General features: G+C 63.6%; 9 protein-coding genes. 2 read left to right on the forward strand and 7 right to left on the reverse strand.

Features of this window, described 5'->3' with window-relative positions; all coding sequences use genetic code 11:
- Positions 1 to 6 precede the first annotated feature (6 nt).
- Complete coding sequence (locus tag JQ624_RS20505) at positions 7 to 891, reverse strand: Ku protein (protein WP_212420722.1); 885 nt, start codon at positions 889 to 891, stop codon at positions 7 to 9.
- Between the two features lie 100 nt (positions 892 to 991).
- On the opposite strand from JQ624_RS20505, the gene ligD reads away from it, so the two are divergent.
- The gene (gene ligD / locus JQ624_RS20510) at positions 992 to 3,658 is read left to right on the forward strand and encodes a DNA ligase D (protein ID WP_409334352.1); all 2,667 of its coding nucleotides are present in this window, start codon (positions 992 to 994) and stop codon (positions 3,656 to 3,658) included.
- A 143-nt stretch (positions 3,659 to 3,801) separates the two neighbouring features.
- Here the strand turns inward: ligD and JQ624_RS20515 are convergent, their stop codons facing one another.
- Entirely contained in the window at positions 3,802 to 3,966 is a 165-nt protein-coding gene (locus JQ624_RS20515; RefSeq protein WP_065752791.1) for a DUF3309 family protein, read from the reverse strand.
- Between the two features lie 163 nt (positions 3,967 to 4,129).
- Between JQ624_RS20515 and JQ624_RS20520 the strand changes: the two genes are divergently transcribed.
- Entirely contained in the window at positions 4,130 to 4,441 is a 312-nt protein-coding gene (locus JQ624_RS20520; protein WP_212420724.1) for a polyhydroxyalkanoic acid system family protein, read from the forward strand.
- Positions 4,442 to 4,448: 7 nt separating this feature from the next.
- Here the strand turns inward: JQ624_RS20520 and treY are convergent, their stop codons facing one another.
- Genes treY through treS form a run of 5 tightly spaced genes read right to left on the reverse strand, consistent with a single transcriptional unit; the run spans position 4,449 to position 16,511 of the window.
- Positions 4,449 to 7,238: a malto-oligosyltrehalose synthase gene (gene treY, locus JQ624_RS20525; RefSeq protein ID WP_212420725.1), complete on the reverse strand. Its 2,790-nt coding sequence runs from the start codon at positions 7,236 to 7,238 to the stop codon at positions 4,449 to 4,451.
- Positions 7,239 to 7,243: 5 nt separating this feature from the next.
- A complete protein-coding gene (treZ, locus tag JQ624_RS20530) occupies positions 7,244 to 9,001 on the reverse strand; it encodes a malto-oligosyltrehalose trehalohydrolase (RefSeq protein WP_212420726.1) in 1,758 nt (585 codons plus the stop codon).
- On the reverse strand, positions 8,998 to 11,073 hold the full coding sequence (gene glgX / locus JQ624_RS20535; protein WP_212420727.1) for a glycogen debranching protein GlgX: 2,076 nt from the start codon (positions 11,071 to 11,073) through the stop codon (positions 8,998 to 9,000). Before glgX ends, treZ begins: the two co-directional genes overlap by 4 nt.
- Positions 11,074 to 11,076: 3 nt before the next feature.
- Positions 11,077 to 13,224, reverse strand: a complete 2,148-nt coding sequence (glgB, locus tag JQ624_RS20540; protein WP_212420728.1) for a 1,4-alpha-glucan branching protein GlgB — start codon at positions 13,222 to 13,224, stop codon at positions 11,077 to 11,079.
- Positions 13,221 to 16,511: a maltose alpha-D-glucosyltransferase gene (treS, locus tag JQ624_RS20545; protein WP_212420751.1), complete on the reverse strand. Its 3,291-nt coding sequence runs from the start codon at positions 16,509 to 16,511 to the stop codon at positions 13,221 to 13,223. Before treS ends, glgB begins: the two co-directional genes overlap by 4 nt.
- Between the last annotated feature and the right edge of the window lie 274 nt (positions 16,512 to 16,785).

Genomic DNA, 16,785 nt, shown 5'->3' on the forward strand with positions numbered 1-16,785 from the left:
CCGGCCTCACCCCGCCTTGCGGTGCCTGGCCGTGGACCGGTGCGCCTTCTTTGCCGTCCGGCGTGCCGGCGCCCGCCGCGACGCCGGCGCATGCGCACGGCGCTTCGCCGCCGGCTTACCCTTCAGGCTCGCCTTCAGCGCATCCATCAGATTGATGACATTGTCCGGCTTTTCCTCGGGCTCGGCGACCTTGATCGGCTTGCCGGCAGCCTTGCGCCGCACCAGTGCCTTCAGCGCGTCCTCGTACTCATCCTTGAACTTGGAGGGATCGAAATGCGCCGCCTTGGTATGCAGGATATGGCCCGCGAGTTCGACCATGTCCTTGGTGATCTTCGGGGTCTTGATATCTTCGAAGAAGTCGTCCTCGTCGCGCAGTTCGTAGGGATATCGCAGCGTGGTGCCGAGCAGGCCTTTGCCCAGCGGCTCGATCGCCATGACGTGCTCGCGGTTGGTCAGCACGATGCGCGCCAGCGCAACCCGCTCCTCATCCTTCATGGCGTCGCGGATCACGGCGAAGGCGTCGATTGCGGCCTTGCCGTCGGGGGCGATGTAGTAGGGATGGTTGTAATAGCGCTTGTCGATCTCGTCTCTCGGCACAAAACTGTCGATCTCAATGGTGTGATTGCTCTCGATCTGGACGGCTTCGAGTTCCTCCTTTTCGATCTCGACATACTGGCCCTTCTTCAGCTCATAGCCGCGGCCCTTCTGGTCGCTCTCGACGACATCGCCGGTCTCGGCGTCGATCATCTGCTGCTTCAGCCGGTTGCCGGTCTCCCTGTTAATCATGTGGAAGCGGGTTTTCTCGACCGATGTCGAGGCCGGATACAGCACGACCGGGCATGACACCAGGGAGAGCTTTAGCGTGCCTTTCCAGTAGGCGCGGGGGGCCATTGCAGTCTCCAGCATGGTTGGGTTTGGGAACTTCAACGGTTAGTATGGGTTTTCGTTCCGGATGCCGCCGCGCGAGCGGTCGCGATCGTCGAGGCTTGCCGTGGGGTTGAAGAGACTCAGCACGTACCGGAAGAAGCGTGATTTCGGCAAGACCGCCGAGCCTTCCGGCGAGGTCAAGGTCGCGCCCGCACGGCAGCGGCGCTTCGTGATCCAGAAGCACGATGCAACGCGCCTGCACTACGATCTGCGGCTGGAATTCGACGGCGTCTTCAAATCCTGGGCGGTTACCAAGGGGCCGTCGCTCGATCCGCATGACAAGCGGCTGGCGGTCGAGGTTGAGGACCATCCGCTCGACTACGGCGATTTCGAAGGCACCATCCCGGACGACCAGTATGGCGGCGGCACCGTCATGCTGTGGGACCGCGGCACCTGGGAATCCGATGATCCCGAGCCCGGCTTCAAGAAGGGCGACCTGAAATTCACCCTGCATGGCGACAAGCTGCACGGCAGTTGGGTGCTCGTGCGGATGAAGGGCGACCGCTACGGCGGCAAGCGCACCAACTGGCTCCTGATCAAGCACCGCGACGAATTCGCCAAGGAAGGCGAAGCCAACGACATCCTCGATGAGGATCGCTCCGTGGCTTCGGGGCGAACCATGGCGCAGATCGCGCAAGGCAAGGGCCAGGCGCCAAAGCCGTTCATGCTGGCCAAGAAGACAAAAGCCGATGCGGTCTGGCACTCGAACCGCGGCGATGCCGCTGAGGCGCGCAGCTTACGGAAGACGGCCGCATTGCGGGCTACCCCGGAAACGAAAACGCGGGCGCCGGCGCAAAGCGCAAGACCGAAGAAAGTCGCTGCCATGCCCGACTTCGTGGCGCCGCAACTCTGCACGGTGGTCGAGCGGCCGCCCGGCGGCGCGGGCTGGTGCCATGAAATCAAGTTCGACGGCTACCGGGTTCAATTGCGGGTCGAGGACGGCGATGCCGCGCTCTACACCCGCAAGGGGCTCGACTGGTCCGACAAGTTCAAGGCGATCGCGAAGGAAGCGACGTCACTTCCGGACGTGCTGATCGACGGCGAGATCGTCGCGCTCGACCATAACGGTGCACCGAACTTTTCCAGCCTGCAGGCGGCGTTGTCGGACGGCGACAGCGAAAGCCTGATCTTCTATGCATTCGACCTGATGTTCGCCGATGGCGAAGATCTTCGCGGCCTGCCGCTCGGTGAACGCAAGGCGCGGCTGAAGAAGCTGTTGGAAGCGCGCAAGGGCAAGGAGAAGCAGATCCGCTATGTCGAGCATTTCGAAAGCGGCGGCGATGCCGTGCTGCAGTCGGCCTGCAAGCTGGAACTGGAAGGCATCGTCTCCAAGAAGCTGGATGCGCCCTATCGCTCCGGCCGATCGGAGAACTGGACCAAGGCGAAATGCCGCGCCGGTCACGAGGTGGTGCTGGGTGGCTGGAAGACCACCAACGGCAAATTCCGCTCGCTGATGGCCGGCGTCTACCGCGGCGACCATCTCGCCTTTGTCGGCATGGTCGGTACCGGTTTCGGTCAGGACAAGGTTCGCCGCATCATGCCGGCGCTGAAGGCGGCCGCATCCGACAAAAGCCCGTTCGGCGGCAAGAATGCGCCGAAGAAAACCCGCGACGTGCACTGGCTGAAGCCGGAGCTCGTCGCCGAGATTGAATTCGCGGGCTTTACGGCGGACGGCAATATCCGCCAGGCCGCGTTCAAGGGCCTGCGGCAGGACAAGCCGGCCAAGGAAGTGGAGGCGGAAATGCCATCCAAGGCTGACGTCGCACAGCCCAGACCGGGCAAGGACAAGGGCGCGGCGGCGCGCACCAAGCCTGCGTCGAACAAGGCCGCCGAGGTCATGGGCGTGGTGATCTCGAAGCCCGACAAGTCGCTGTGGCCCGATGCCGGCGACGGCGAGGGCGTCACCAAGCTCGACCTCGCGCAGTATTTCGAGGCGGTCGGCGAATGGTTGATCGGCCATATCAGGGGCCGACCATGCTCGATTGTCCGCGCGCCTGATAGCATCCATGGCGAAAAATTCTTCCAGCGCCATGCGATGCAGGGCGCGTCCAACCTGTTCGAATTGGCCAAGGTTTCAGGCGACCGCAAACCGTATCTGCAGATCGACCGGGTGGAGGGGTTGGCGGCAGTGGCGCAGATCGGGGGATTGGAGCTGCATCCCTGGAATTGCGCGCCCGATGCCTATGATACGCCGGGCCGGCTGGTGTTCGATCTCGATCCCGCGCCGAATGTCGAATTCCCGGAAGTGATCGAAGCGGCAAAGGACTTGCGTCAGCGACTGACCGCCGTCGGCCTTGAAAGCTTCTGCAAGACCACCGGCGGCAAGGGCCTGCATGTGGTGTCGCCGCTGCTCCACGGCGCAAGGGACAAGGTCTCGTGGAAGGAAGCCAAGGCGTTCGCGCAAGGCATCTGCCAGTGGATGGCCAACGACGACCCTGAGCGCTATCTGCTCAACATGTCGAAGAAACTGCGCAAGGGAAAGATCTTCCTCGACTACCTGCGCAACGACCGGATGTCGACGGCGGTCGCCGTGCTGTCGCCGCGTGCGCGCGAGGGTGCCACCGTCTCGATGCCGCTGACCTGGCCGCAGGTGCGCGGCGACCTCGATCCGAAGAAGTATACGGTGCGCACCGTGCCGGCGTTGCTGGCCAAGACCAAGGCGTGGGATGGCTACGACGATGCGGCGGCGTCGATCAAGCCGGCGATGAAGAAGCTGGCTGGGAAGCTGTAGGGCCCAACTGCAACCGTTACGCAAGTCGTCATGCCCGGGCTTGTGCCGGGCATCCGTCTTAAGGCTGTCGCGGCGACCAAGACGTGGATGGCCGGGACAAGCCCGGCCATGACGAAGATCGAAAACCAATGTGCGCGTCTTGCCTAGAGCTTCCCGAGCAGCAATAGGATCAGCAGGATCACGATCACCAAGCCCAGCCCACCGCCGCCGTAATATCCGGTGCCGTAGAACGGACCGCCGCCGATGCCGCTGAATCCGCCAAGCAGGGCGATGATGAGAATGATCAGGATGATGGTGCCGATTGACATGAGTCTCTCCTCAGCCCGGTAGGGCCTTATGTTTGTTCTGCCCTGAGACGGTAACAACAAGCCGGAATCTCCAAAGTTCCATATTGCGCCGCGATAAACGGCGCGCCTCTTCTTTTCGAACCGCGTGCAATTACATCCGGTTGGACAAGAGAGGATTTTTGCGATGACCAAACCATTGGTAGTTTCGATCCCGCACAGCTTGGGACGCGAGGAAGCCATGCGCCGCCTGAAGACGGGGCTTTCGCGCGCCGCTTCCAGCGTACCGGTGCTGAGCGTCGACGAGGAGCGATGGGAAGATAACCGCATGATTTTTCGCGTTCGCGCGCTAGGCCAGGCCGCCGCCGGCCATGTCGATGTGGCGGAAGATCATGTGCAGGTGGAAGTCGTGCTGCCGTGGCTGTTGCAGCGCTTTGCCGAGGTGGCGCAGGCTGCGATCCAGAACCGTGGCAAGCTGCTACTGACCAAGAAAAGCTGATGTTGGCCTAGGCCCGGCTGCGCTTGCGTGCCAATTTGGCCGCGCCGTTGAACCTCGCCCTCAGTACTGCGACCGGCAGATGCGTCAGCAAGTCGGACAGCCGCAATTGTGTGGCATCGGCGTCGGCAAAACCTTCCACCGCATAGCCGGCGACATCAAGCGCGGCGTCGTAATTCTCCGGACCGGGCCAATGTCTGCCCCCGTCGGTCAACGGCGCAAACCAGCGCGTCACCACGATGATCGCGGCCTCGCGGCTGCGGCGCCGGGCGAATGCGATGAAATGGTCGCGATGCGGTCCGCTCACTTCCAAAGGCTCGTAATCGCCGACCGTGAATATATCGGCGAGTTCGTTCCGAAGCTTGAGCAGGTGCCGTGTCCAGGCGAGCTTCAGATGACCGCTCGGCCACTTCTCGACCAGTCGGTCCCAATCCGGTTTCTCCAGCGCCTCAAGCCGCCCTGCGCGTTCGGCAAAGTCGACCGGCCGCCGGTTGTCGGGATCGACCAGTGAGAAATCCCAAAGCTCCGCACCCTGATAGAAATCCGGTACGCCTGGCATCATCGCCTTCAGCGTGATCTGGCTGAGCGAATTCAAGGCGCCCAGCAGCGACAGCCGCTGCGCCAGCGTTTGCAGCGCGTTGAGGAATTCTCCTGAGAGCGAAGGATCGAGAATTTTTTCGATGAAACTCTTGACGCCCGCCTCATAGGCTACGTGGGGATTGAGCCAGCTCGTTTCCTGCTTGCCCTCGCGCGCGGCCTTCAGCGCATACTCCTGCATCCGCTCCAGAAACGAGGCGTCGTCCGGCTGCCATGCCCCGAGCAGCGCCTGATACAGCATGTATTCGGATGTCGCCGACGGCGCGCGCAAATCGCCATCGACCGAAAGATGCGGCGCGTTGAGCAGCTTCCACCGGGCCACGGCGCTGGTCCATTCGCCCGGCATTTCCGACAGCGCCATGATGCGCGCCCGCGCATCCTCGCCGCGCTTGGTGTCATGCGTCGCGGTGGCCGTCATGCCGTGCGGCCATTCGCTCGCGCGGGCCCGCATCATCCCGTGGAATTCGTCGACCGAAAGCGCTTTTGCGGCCGGATCGCCGCCGACCTCATTGAGGGCGAGCAGGCGGTGGTAGCGGTAGAACGTCGTGTCCTCCAGCGACTTCGCCATCATGGGGCCGGTGAATTGCTGCACCTTCAACGCGAAACGTCTCACGCGCGGCGCGCTGTGGCGCGTGCGCCCGGGCTTGATCAGGTCCATCGTCAGGGTGTCGCGGAGAAAGTCGAAAATGCCGTCGTCGGCGGCAAACCAGTCGGCACGTGCCCGTTCGATCGTCCCAGAGATCAACTGGCGATCATGCGCGGATGGGCCTGAGGACGTCAGGTAGGTGCGGTACACCGGGAAGTGCAGCACATAGAGTTCGAGCGCCTGCCGCAGGCTGTCGGCGGAATAATCGCGGGTGGAGTAATGCCCGCTGGCAATCCGCGCCAGCAGGCGCGTCAGCACGGTGAACTCGCTGGTCAGCAGCGTTTCCAGCACGCGGCGTTTTGCCTCCCGCAGGATCGGTTCTAGTTTTGGCGACTGGTTGCTGACCTGCCGCCAGATCTCGTCAAGCGGCTCCAGGCCGCGGCCGTCGGTCAGCACATGGGTGATGACGTTCATCCACTCATAGCCGGTAGTGCCGTGAACGCCGGCGAACGACGGCAGCTTTTCGTGTTCGCCGAGAATTTTCTCGATCACGAGATAAAACGGGCCGCCGCGTCCACCCTGCGCGTCGCGGACCAGCCGGCGCAGGCGCTGGAAATACTGGACGGGATCGCGCAGGCCGTCGATGTGGTCGAGCCGCAGCCCGTGAAGCTTTTCCTCTGCAATCAGCCGTTTGACCAGGCGATGGATCGCCTCGAAGGTGCCGGCGTCCTCGACGCGCAAGCCCGCCAGCGTATTGATGTCGAAGAAGCGCCGGTAGTTGATGTCGCTGGAAGCGAGCCGCCAGTGGCCGAGCTTGTAGTGCTGGCGTTCGAGCAGATGGTGCAGCGAAAGCGTCGGCGCTGTGCGATCCGGTCCGGCGCGATAGGCCGCGAGCCCACGCGCGATGATGTCGGCGGCTCCAGCGATGCCCTTCAATTCGGCCTTGAAGGCAGGCGCTTCCTTACGGTTGGGGCGTCTTGGCCCCTGATAACGGGAGGCCAGCGCAAGCATTGCCTTGCCGGGTGCGCTTTCCTCTGCGTCTGTCTCCTTGACGATCATGCGCAGAATTTCGCCGTAGCGCTCCGGCGCGATCGGCAGCCGATGCTCGAAATACCAGGCCGAAAAGCTGCCTTCGGCGGGATCGTAGCGCAGCTCGATCTCACCGTTTTCCAATGCGTGGCCGTAGGACGAGCCGATGATCGGCAGTAGCACGCCGCCGCGGGCGCGGTATGGCAACTGCTCCCAGTCGATGTCGAAGGAGGCGGCGTGCGGCGAGGCGGGTCCCCATTCCAGCACGTCGAGCCACCATGGATTATCGGCAAAATGCACGCCGACATGGTTGGGCACGAAATCCAGGATCAGCCCGAGATCGTGTTGCCGCAGCACGGCGCTCAGCCGCTCGAAGCCGGCTTCGCCTCCCAGTTCGGGATTGAACTGGGCGTGGTCGGTGACGTCATAGCCATGCGTGCTGCCCTTGCGGGCGCGCATGAAGGGCGAGGCATAGAGATGGGTGATGCCGAGCGCCTTCAGGTAGGGCGCCACGGCAGCGGCGGCGTCGAAATCGAAATCCGCCGACAATTGCAGGCGGTAGGTCGCGACCGGGATCGCCGGGGGCATTTTTCCTATCCGATGCGCCAGAGCACCGTCCATGGCGGGACGCTGCCGCCCAACTCGCTGCCCCAGATCCGGGTTCCCGCGTGCCCTCCCGGCGCATGGCTGACAGTCTGGTCCGATAGGTTGGCGAGCAGGCGAAGCGTGGCGCCATCGCCCATCCGCCAATTGGCCGTCAGCAGCCGATTGTCGCCCGCGCGCGCCTCACCGAAGGCTGCGCCCGCGAGCCGCGGGACAATCTCTTGCCGGCGGACTTTCAACAGGTCCCGCACCAATGTCAGCCGCTTCCGTGCCGGCGGCGCGTCGCGCTCGTTCCAGTCAAGCACGGCGGAATCGCGGGTCGATGGATCGAGAGCGTCCGGTACCTCGTCGCCAAATTCCGCATAGGCCCAGGCATATTCGGCGCGGCGGCCCTTGCGGACGGCCTCGGCGAGTTTGCTGCCGAAATCGCAGAAGAACGGGAAGGGCGCCTTCGAGCCCCATTCCTCGCCCATGAACAGCATGGGAATGGACGGCGCCAGCAGCAGCACGGCGAGCGCCGCATCGATGGCCCGCGCATCCGCACTGCTTTCGAGCCGGTCGCCCAACGCGCGATTGCCGACCTGGTCGTGGTTCTGCAGGAAGTTGATGAAGGCGACAGGCGCCAAATGGCCGCTCGGCTCGCCGCGCTTGCCACCGCGAAACGCCGACGGCTCCCCTTGATAGACGAAGCCGGATGACAGCGAGCGCGCGATATCCGAGATCGGCGCGCGCTGGTAGTCGCCATAATAGCCCTGCTTCTCGCCGGTCATCAGCACGCGCCAGGCGTGATGATAATCGTCGTTCCACTGCGCGCGATACTTTCCGCGCGGGGGATCCTCGCCGGCATCCAGAATGCTGGCGCGGTTGTCGCCGTTTTCCAGGACCAGATGTATGTGCCGGCCGGTTTCCGCGGCGAGCTTGCCGGCAGTGGCGCTGAGATCGTGCAGCAGCGACAGCCCGCCCGGCTCGACGATTGAGTTGACGGCATCGAGCCGCAGCCCGTCGAAGCGATAGTCCCGCAGCCAGGAGAGCGCGTTCTCGATTGCGAAGGCACGGACTTCCTTCACGCGATAATCGATCGCGCTGCCCCAGGGCGTGTGGGCTTCCGTGAAGAACGAAGGCGCATAGCGGCCGAGATAATTCCCTTCGGGGCCGAAATGGTTGTAGACCACGTCGAGCATCACCATCAGCCCGCGCAGATGCGCCGCGTCGATCAGCGCCTTGAGATCTTCAGGCCGTCCATAGGCGCTGTCGGGCGCGTACCACAGTACGCCGTCATAGCCCCAGTTGCGGGAGCCGGCAAAATCCGCCAGCGGCATCAATTCCAGCGCGGTGATGCCGGTCTCTGCGAGATGATCGAGCCTCTCGATCATCGCGCGATAGCTGCCTTCTTTGGTGAACGTGCCGACATGGGCCTCGATGACGACCGCCTCCTGCCACGGACGTCCGCGCCAGTTCGCGGCGCGCCACGGATAGGATTCATGGTCGATCACTTCGCTCGGGCCGAACACATCGTCGGGTTGAAACGCCGACGCCGGATCCGGCACGTCGATCTCGCCGTCGATGCGGAATTTGTAACGCGCGCCGGCCTTCACGCCGGCGAGGTCGGCCGTGAACCAGCCGTCCTCGCCGTGCTTCATTGCGTGAGGTTGCTCCAGCATCACCTCGACGCGTTTGGCCGCCGGCGCCCACAGCCGAAATCGCGTGCCGTAGTTTGCCAGACACGGGCCGAATTGCCGGCCGTTCATGCCGCACCTGCAAAGGCAAGCACCGATCGCGGCGGCGCGCTGGTCTCGGCGCCCGAAGCTAGCCCGGTGGGGTTCTGCACGGCCTCGGTTGTGTTCAGCACCTGCTGCCAGTTCTTGTACTCGGGCATCTCAGGCAATTTGAAAGCGATCTCTTCGGGGGCGGCGTTCAGGACGATAAAGATCGGCGGCTGCCCTTGTTCCATCGGCCCCAGCACATAGGCCAGGAATCGCCCTTCCGGAAAATTCCAGTCGGCTTCCTGCATTTCCGCGGCCGCCGGCGTCAGCCACAGCACGCCATAGGAGCCATCCGTACGCCGCCCGGACAGCCAGCGCTGGCAGCGGAGCTGGGCGAAGCGCCGGCGCAGCGCGGTCATGTGGCTGACGAAATCAGTGAGGTCGTCGCCTTGCTTGCCGAGATTGTCCCAATTGACCCAGCCGGTCTCGTTGTCCTGGCAATAGGCGTTGTTGTTGCCGTTCTGCGAATTGCCGACTTCGTCGCCGGCCAGCAGCAAGGGCGTTCCCTGCGCGAGGAACAGGCAGGCGAGCTGGTTCTTGCGCAGCTGCCGGCGCAGCGCGACGATCGCAGCGTCGCTGGTCGGGCCCTCATGGCCGCAATTGTTGCTGTGGTTGTCGTTGGAGCCGTCGCGATTGTCCTCGCCGTTGGCCTCGTTGTGCTTTTCGTTGTAGCTGAACAAGTCGGCCAGCGTGAAACCATCATGGACGGTGATGTGATTGATGCTGGCGCGGGTCGCGCGGTTGTCGTGATGGAACAGGTCGGATGAGGCGGTCATGCGGCGGGATACTTCGCCGATCAAGCTGCCTTCGCCGCTCCAGTAACGCCGCATCGCGCTGCGATAGCGGTCGTTCCATTCCGACCATTGCGAGGGAAACGCGCCGACCTGATAGCCGCCCATGCCGAGGTCCCACGGCTCGGCGACGAGCTTGACGGTTGCCAGCACCGGGTCCTGGCGCACCGCGGTCAGAAACGCGGCATTGCGGTCGAAGCCGTTCGGCCCGCGTGCCAGCGTGGTGGCGAGGTCGAAGCGGAAGCCGTCGACGTGACAGACCTCGACCCAGTAGCGCAGCGAATCCATCACCATCTGCAGCACGCGCGGATGGGCGAGGTTGACCGAGCTGCCGCAGCCGGTGAAGTCGTCGTAGTAGCGCGGGTTTTCCTTGTTGAGCCAGTAGTAGGACGCGTTGTCGATGCCGCGGAAACACAGCGTCGGGCCGAGGTGATTGCCCTCGGCGGTGTGGTTATAGACCACGTCGAGCATCACCTCGATGCCGGCGTCGTGCAACCGCGCCACCGTGGTGCGGAACGCGTCGAGCGCGTTGTCCTGCGCATAGCGCGGCTCCGGCGCGAAGAACGCCAGCGTGTTGTAACCCCAGTAGTTGGCAAGCTTCCGCTCGACCAGCACGCGGTCGTCGATCAGCCCGTGGATCGGCAGCAATTCGATGGTGGTGACGCCGAGCTTCTTGAGATGGTCGATCATCGCCGGCGAGCACAGCCCGCCATAGGTGCCGCGCCAGCCCGGCGCGACGTCGCCCCGCTTTTGCGTCAGGCCCTTGACGTGGGCCTCGTAGATGATGGTGTCTTCCCAGGCGATGTTCGGCCGTATCTCGCGGCGGCCCCAGTTGAAGGTCTCGTCGACCACGACCGCCTTCGGCATGCCGCGCGCATTGTCGCGGCGGTCAAAGGAAAGATCCTCGCGCGCGCTCCCCGTTCGATAGCCGAAATGCGCGTCGCTCCACACCAGCCGGCCGGCGAGCCGCTTGGCGTAGGGATCGAGCAGCAGCTTGTTGGCGTTGAAGCGGTGGCCGCGCTCGGGCGCATAGGGGCCGTGGACGCGATAGCCATAGAGCTGCCCTGGCGAGACGTCGTTGAGATAGCCGTGCCAGACGTCCTCGCTGCGCTCGGGCAGTTCGATCCGCTCGAGTTCGCGGCGGCCCTGGCCGTCGAACAGGCAAAGCTCGACCTTTTCTGCATTGGCCGAGAACAGCGCAAAGTTGGTGCCCCGTCCGTCCCAGCTTGCTCCGAGGCGGGCAGGGCTTCCCGCGGACAATCGCATGCGTCAGCTTTCCGGTACGAGAAAGATCGCGGCCAGCGGCGGGATGGTCAGGCTGAGCTCGGGGATGCTGCCTTCCAGGGTGCGGACTTCGCCGACATTGCCGACATTGCTGCCGCCATAATGGTCGGAGTCGGAATTGAGCGCTTCCTTCCACTTGCCGGCGAACGGCACCCGGACGCGGTAATTGCGATAGACATTCGGCGAGAAGTTCACGACCACGAGACAGCGCGCGTGCGCGTCGAAACCCTTGCGCAGCCAGGCAAAGACGTTGTTGCCGGAATCATGGGTGATGACCCACTCAAATCCCGCCTGGTTGCAGTCCATCTCGTGCAGCGCCGGCACGTTGCGATAGAGCCGGTTGAGATCGCGGATCAGATTCTGGATGCCGGCATGCCGATGTTGCCCCAGCAGGTGCCAGTCAAGCGACTGATCGTGATTCCACTCGCGCTCCTGGCCGAATTCGCAGCCCATGAACAAAAGCTTCTTGCCGGGATGGCCGAACATGAAACTGTAATAGGCGCGCAGGTTTGCAAACCGCTGCCATTCGTCGCCCGGCATGCGGCCGAGGATCGAGCGTTTGCCGTGCACGACTTCGTCATGCGACAGCGGCAGAATGAAATTCTCCGAAAATGCGTAATGCAGGCCGAACAGGACGTCGCCGTGATGGTGCTTCCGGTACACCGGATCCTTGCCGATATATTTCAGCGTGTCGTGCATCCAGCCCATGTTCCATTTGAAGCCGAAGCCGAGCCCGCCATATTCGACCGGTTGCGAGACCTGCGGCCATGCGGTGGATTCTTCCGCGGCCGTAGTGGCCTCCGGAAAATGCCCGAACAGTTCGATGTTGAAGCGGCGCAGGAACTCGATGGCTTCGAGGTTTTCCCGGCCGCCATGCCGGTTCGGAATCCACTCGCCGGCGGGCCGGCTGTAGTCGAGATAGAGCATCGAGGCGACGGCATCGACGCGCAGGCCGTCGACGCCGTAGCGATCGAACCAGAACAGCGCGTTGGAGACCAGGAAGTTGACCACTTCGGTGCGGCCGTAATTATAGATCAGCGTGCCCCAGTCGAGGTGACGGCCCTGCAGGGGATTGGCGTGCTCGTAGAGCGCGGTGCCGTCGAAATAGCCGAGCCCATGCGGGTCGTCGGGAAAATGTCCGGGCACCCAATCGAGCCATACGCCGATCCCCTCGCGATGGCAGGCATCGACGAGCGCGGAAAAATCTTCCGGCGTGCCGAACCGGCTGGTCGGCGCGTACAGGCCGGTCGGCTGATAGCCCCATGATCCGTCGAATGGATGCTCGCTGACGGGCAGCAACTCGATATGGGTAAAGCCCATGTCCTTCGCATAGGCCGGCAGCTGTTCGGCGAGCTCGCGATAGCTCAGCCATTCATTGCCGTTCTTGCGCCGCCACGAGCCGAGATGCACCTCGTAGATCGAGATCGGCGCGCCCAGCGCGTTGATGCCCGATGGCGCGGGGCGCGGATGCGGGATTCTGCTTTCGTCGACGACGATCGAGGCCGTTGAGGGCCGGATCTCTGCGGCAAAGGCCACCGGATCGGATTTCAGCGGCAGATGCCGGCCGTCGGGGCCGGTGATGTCGAATTTGTAGCGGTCGCCGGCGCGGGCATGCGGCACGAACAATTCCCAATAGCCGACGCCGCGCACCCGCATCGGATGCCGCCGCGCATTCCAGAAGTTGAAATCGCCGACCACGCTGACGGCCTTGGCGTTCGGCGCCAGCACCACGAAGGCGACGCCGTCGACGCCGTCCAGCGTCATCGGATGCGCGCCGAGCTTGTCGTAGATCCGCCGGTGGGTGCCTTCGCCCAGCAGATAGAGATCGAAGTCGCTGAGCACCGGCGGGAAGCGATAGGGGTCGTCGAGATCGACGACGTTCTCGCCGAAGCGGGCACGGAGCTGGTAGCGTTTGGAGCCGTTCGGCAGCGCGCCTGCAAACAACCCGGCATCGTGAATCCGTTGCAGCTGCGCCGTCTCGCCTTGTTCACCGATCGCTTCCACATTGGAAGCTTCGGGGATGAAAGCACGCACCACGCTGTGGCCGTCTTCGCTGTGCAAGCCGAGATAACGAAACGGATCGGAATGCTTGCCTTCGATGATGGCATAGGCCTCGGCGGGTAGCTTGGTCATGAAGCCTCGAAGGACGGTTGCGACAGCATTCTGATGATTCCGGTCAGCGGCACGCGCAGCCATTCCGGCCGGAATGACAATTCGTGTTCGATTTCGTTCAAGGCCTTCTCGAGCAGGAAGAAGGTCAGCAAGCCGTCTGCCGCATTCGGATCGGCGGGCCACAACCGCTGATCGGTCATGGCCTCGTGGTAGGCGGCGAGAAATGCGGCGGTCGCCCGGTCACGCCATTCGCCAAGCGCCGCGCCGAGCTTGCCATGCTCATCGTGGGCTACTTTGAGCGCGCGCTCAAGGGCTGCGGTTGCCGAATAATCGATCGATCGGACCAGGCTGGCCATGTCGCGCGCCGCGGGTGCCTTGCGCCGGCGTTCGGCGATACTGCGCCGCGGCGCGCCTTCGAAGTCGACGATGAAGATATCGTCCTTGACGATCAGCAACTGGCTGAGATCGAGATCGCCATGGCAGCGGATGTTGGCGGCGTCGGCCTCGCGCAGCAGCAGCGTTTCCAGCAAATCCGGCAGGGCCGGCTGCAACGCCAGCACCTGGTCGGCCAGCGGGCGGTCGGCTTCCTTCAGCGTCTCCCGCCGCTGCCGGAGCGCATCGAAAACGCGGCCGGCGCACAGCATCAGATCGTCGATCCAGCGCTGCACGTCGTCGCGGCCGGCGGGCTCCGGCGCGAATTCGGCAAGCTCGCTGTTGCCGGCGAGCGCAACATGCAGTTCGGCCACGCGCCGCCCGGCCTGCGCCATGTAACGCAGGTAGGGGATCTCTTCCTCGCGCTCGCCGGGGTGGATGCTCGCCGCCAGCAGGCGCTGCTCCTCGACGAAGCGATCGAGATAGGCCGCACTCACGGTCCAGAGGTCGCCTTGATTGGCGACGAAGGCGTGAACGACACCGACCGCGCTCTTCTCGTTGCCCTCGACCAGCTCGACGCTGCCGAGCAGCGCCGGTGTGTTGGCAAAGTTGGCGATATCGGTGAGGAAGCGCCCCATCTCGATCTCGGGATTGGGGCCGGGCTGAAGCGTCCGGTAGATCTTGACGACATGGTCGTTATCCACCAGGGCGGTGCTGCGGGGCTGGTCGGACTCGACGATGCGGATATGCTCGGGCTGCCGGATCGGCTTGTCGCTGAAGCGGCTGGTTGGCCGGAATTCGAGCCGCAAGCCCTGTTCGCTCTCGTCGACCGTCAGCGATTGCTGCAGATTGCGCAACAACAGCGCAATGAAGATCTGGTCGGTGGCGACGTCGAGCAGGGTGCCTTCGCGGGCGCCTTGCCGAACGGCGGCCAGCGCATGCGGGTTGTAGCGCTCGCGGTCGAAGCGGACCCATTCGATCTGCATCGGCAGCACGTAGCGCGTGCTGACGCCGCGTTGAGTCGTTTCGAAAAAGGCGAGCCATGGCCGATTGTCGCCGATGTCGCAGAACGGAATGGCCGACGTCAGGGTCGGCCGGATCGCCTTGGGCGATCGTTCCGGATACCAGCGGCTGCGCGCCAGATGTCCCGGAAGCACGTCGCGCTCGAATACGCCGCGCTCGCGCGCCAGCGACACCCATGTCGCGTTCAGCGGCACCACCAGCGTTTCGAACTCGGGCACGGCCCGCTGCACCACCGGCGCCGATTTGTCGCGCTCCTGCAGTTCGAACCAGTAGAAGCCGTAAGGCGCCAGCGTGATCATGTAGGGCAGTTCGCCGATCGCCGGGAAGCGGGTTCGTCCGAGCATTTCCAGCGGAATGCGGTCCTTGAAGGCGGAAAGATCGAGTTCGGTCGCCTGCGCCGATCGCGACAGATTGGCGACGCACAGGATGACCTCGTCCCGGTACTGGCGCACATAGCACAGCACCGAGCGGTTCTCCGGGCGGATGAACGTCATGGTGCCGCGGCCGAAGGCGAGCGTGGATTTGCGGACCGCGATCAGCCGCTTGGTGGCCGAGAGCAGCGAGGACAGGCTGCGCGACTGCGCCTCGACATTGACCGCTTCATAGCCGTAGACGGGGTCCATGATGGTCGGCGCGTAAAGTCTTGCCGGGTCGGCGCGGGAGAAGCCGCCATTGCGATCCGGCGTCCACTGCATCGGCGTGCGGACGCCGTTGCGGTCGCCGAGGTAGATGTTGTCGCCCATGCCGATCTCGTCGCCGTAATAGATGATCGGCGTGCCCGGGAACGAGAACAGCAGCGAGTTCATCAATTCGATCTTGCGCCGGTCATTGTCCATCAAAGGCGCCAGGCGGCGGCGGATGCCGACATTGATGCGGGCGCGGGGATCGTTGGCGTAGGTCGACCACAAATAATCGCGCTCCACGTCGGTGACCATTTCCAGCGTCAGTTCGTCGTGGTTGCGCAGGAACAGCGCCCACTGGCAGCTGTTCGGAATGTCGGGCGTCTGGCGCAGGATGTCGGTGATGGGGAAGCGGTCTTCCTGCGCGATCGCCATGTAGATGCGCGGCATCAGCGGGAAGTGATAGGCCATGTGGCATTCGTCGCCGCGGCCGAAATATTCCTGCACGTCCTCCGGCCATTGATTGGCCTCGGCCAGCAGCACCTTGCCTTTGGCGTAATTGTCGAGCTCGCGACGCAGCCCTTTGATGATCGCATGCGTCTCGGGCAGGTTCTCGTTGTTGGTGCCGTCGCGTTCGCAAAGGTAGGGAATGGCGTCGAGGCGGAAACCGTCTACGCCAGTGTCGAGCCAGCGCTTCATCACCTGCACCAGCGCGCTCACCACGCGTGGATTGTCGAAATTGAGGTCGGGCTGGTGCGAGAAGAAGCGGTGCCAGTAGAACTGGCCGGCTTCCGGGTCCCAGGTCCAGTTCGATTTCTCGGTATCGGTGAAGATGATCCGCGTGCCCTGGTATTTCTGGTCGGTATCGCTCCAGACATACCAGTTGCGGGCGCTTGAATTCGGGTCCGAGCGGCGGGCGCGCTTGAACCAGTCGTGCTGGTCGGAGGTGTGGTTGATGACGAGCTCGGTGATGACCCGCAATCCGCGCTTCTTGGCTTCCTGGATGAAGCGGCGGAAATCCTTCATCGTCCCGAAATCGGGATTGATGTCGCCATAGTCGGCGATGTCGTAGCCGTCGTCGCGGCCGGGGGAGGGATAGAATGGCAACAGCCACAGCGTGGTGACGCCGAGATCCTGCAGATACCCCAGTTTCTCGGTCAGCCCGGCAAAATCGCCGATGCCGTCATTGTTGCTGTCGGCGAAGGCCTTGACGTGGAGCTGATAGATGATCGCATCCTTGTACCAGAGCTCGTCGGCGACGGCCTCAGTGGATGGCACCCCCTTTGCTTCGATGACAAGGCTGCCATCCGGATTCAGCGGATAGGCACCATCGATAGGAAGGGAGACGCCGGCGTTGGAGCTCTCGGCGGTTTGCGCTTTTTTGTTCACGGTGATGCCATTGCCATGGAAATGACGTCCCCGTTTCGTTTTCAGAAAGGGAGACGTTCCGAACTGGGATAGAAAGCCGCTCGGCTCGCTTTGGTTCCCCTGGAACCGTTGGTGGGCCGCGGCGTTAGACACCGTCTATCTCCTTCCTGTAATTAGACAATTTCGCGACATCGGTTTG

This window comes from Bradyrhizobium sp. AUGA SZCCT0283 (assembly GCF_018130385.1).
GTDB lineage: Bacteria > Pseudomonadota > Alphaproteobacteria > Rhizobiales > Xanthobacteraceae > Bradyrhizobium.

Coding starts and splice junctions, on each gene's coding strand:
- JQ624_RS20505 (WP_212420722.1), bottom strand. CDS start 891: ATGGCCCCCCGCGCCTACTGGAAAGGCACGCTAAAGCTCTCCCTGGTG.
- JQ624_RS20515 (WP_065752791.1), bottom strand. CDS start 3,966: ATGTCAATCGGCACCATCATCCTGATCATTCTCATCATCGCCCTGCTT.
- JQ624_RS20520 (WP_212420724.1), top strand. CDS start 4,130: ATGACCAAACCATTGGTAGTTTCGATCCCGCACAGCTTGGGACGCGAG.
- treY (WP_212420725.1), bottom strand. CDS start 7,238: ATGCCCCCGGCGATCCCGGTCGCGACCTACCGCCTGCAATTGTCGGCG.
- treZ (WP_212420726.1), bottom strand. CDS start 9,001: ATGAACGGCCGGCAATTCGGCCCGTGTCTGGCAAACTACGGCACGCGA.
- glgX (WP_212420727.1), bottom strand. CDS start 11,073: ATGCGATTGTCCGCGGGAAGCCCTGCCCGCCTCGGAGCAAGCTGGGAC.
- glgB (WP_212420728.1), bottom strand. CDS start 13,224: ATGACCAAGCTACCCGCCGAGGCCTATGCCATCATCGAAGGCAAGCAT.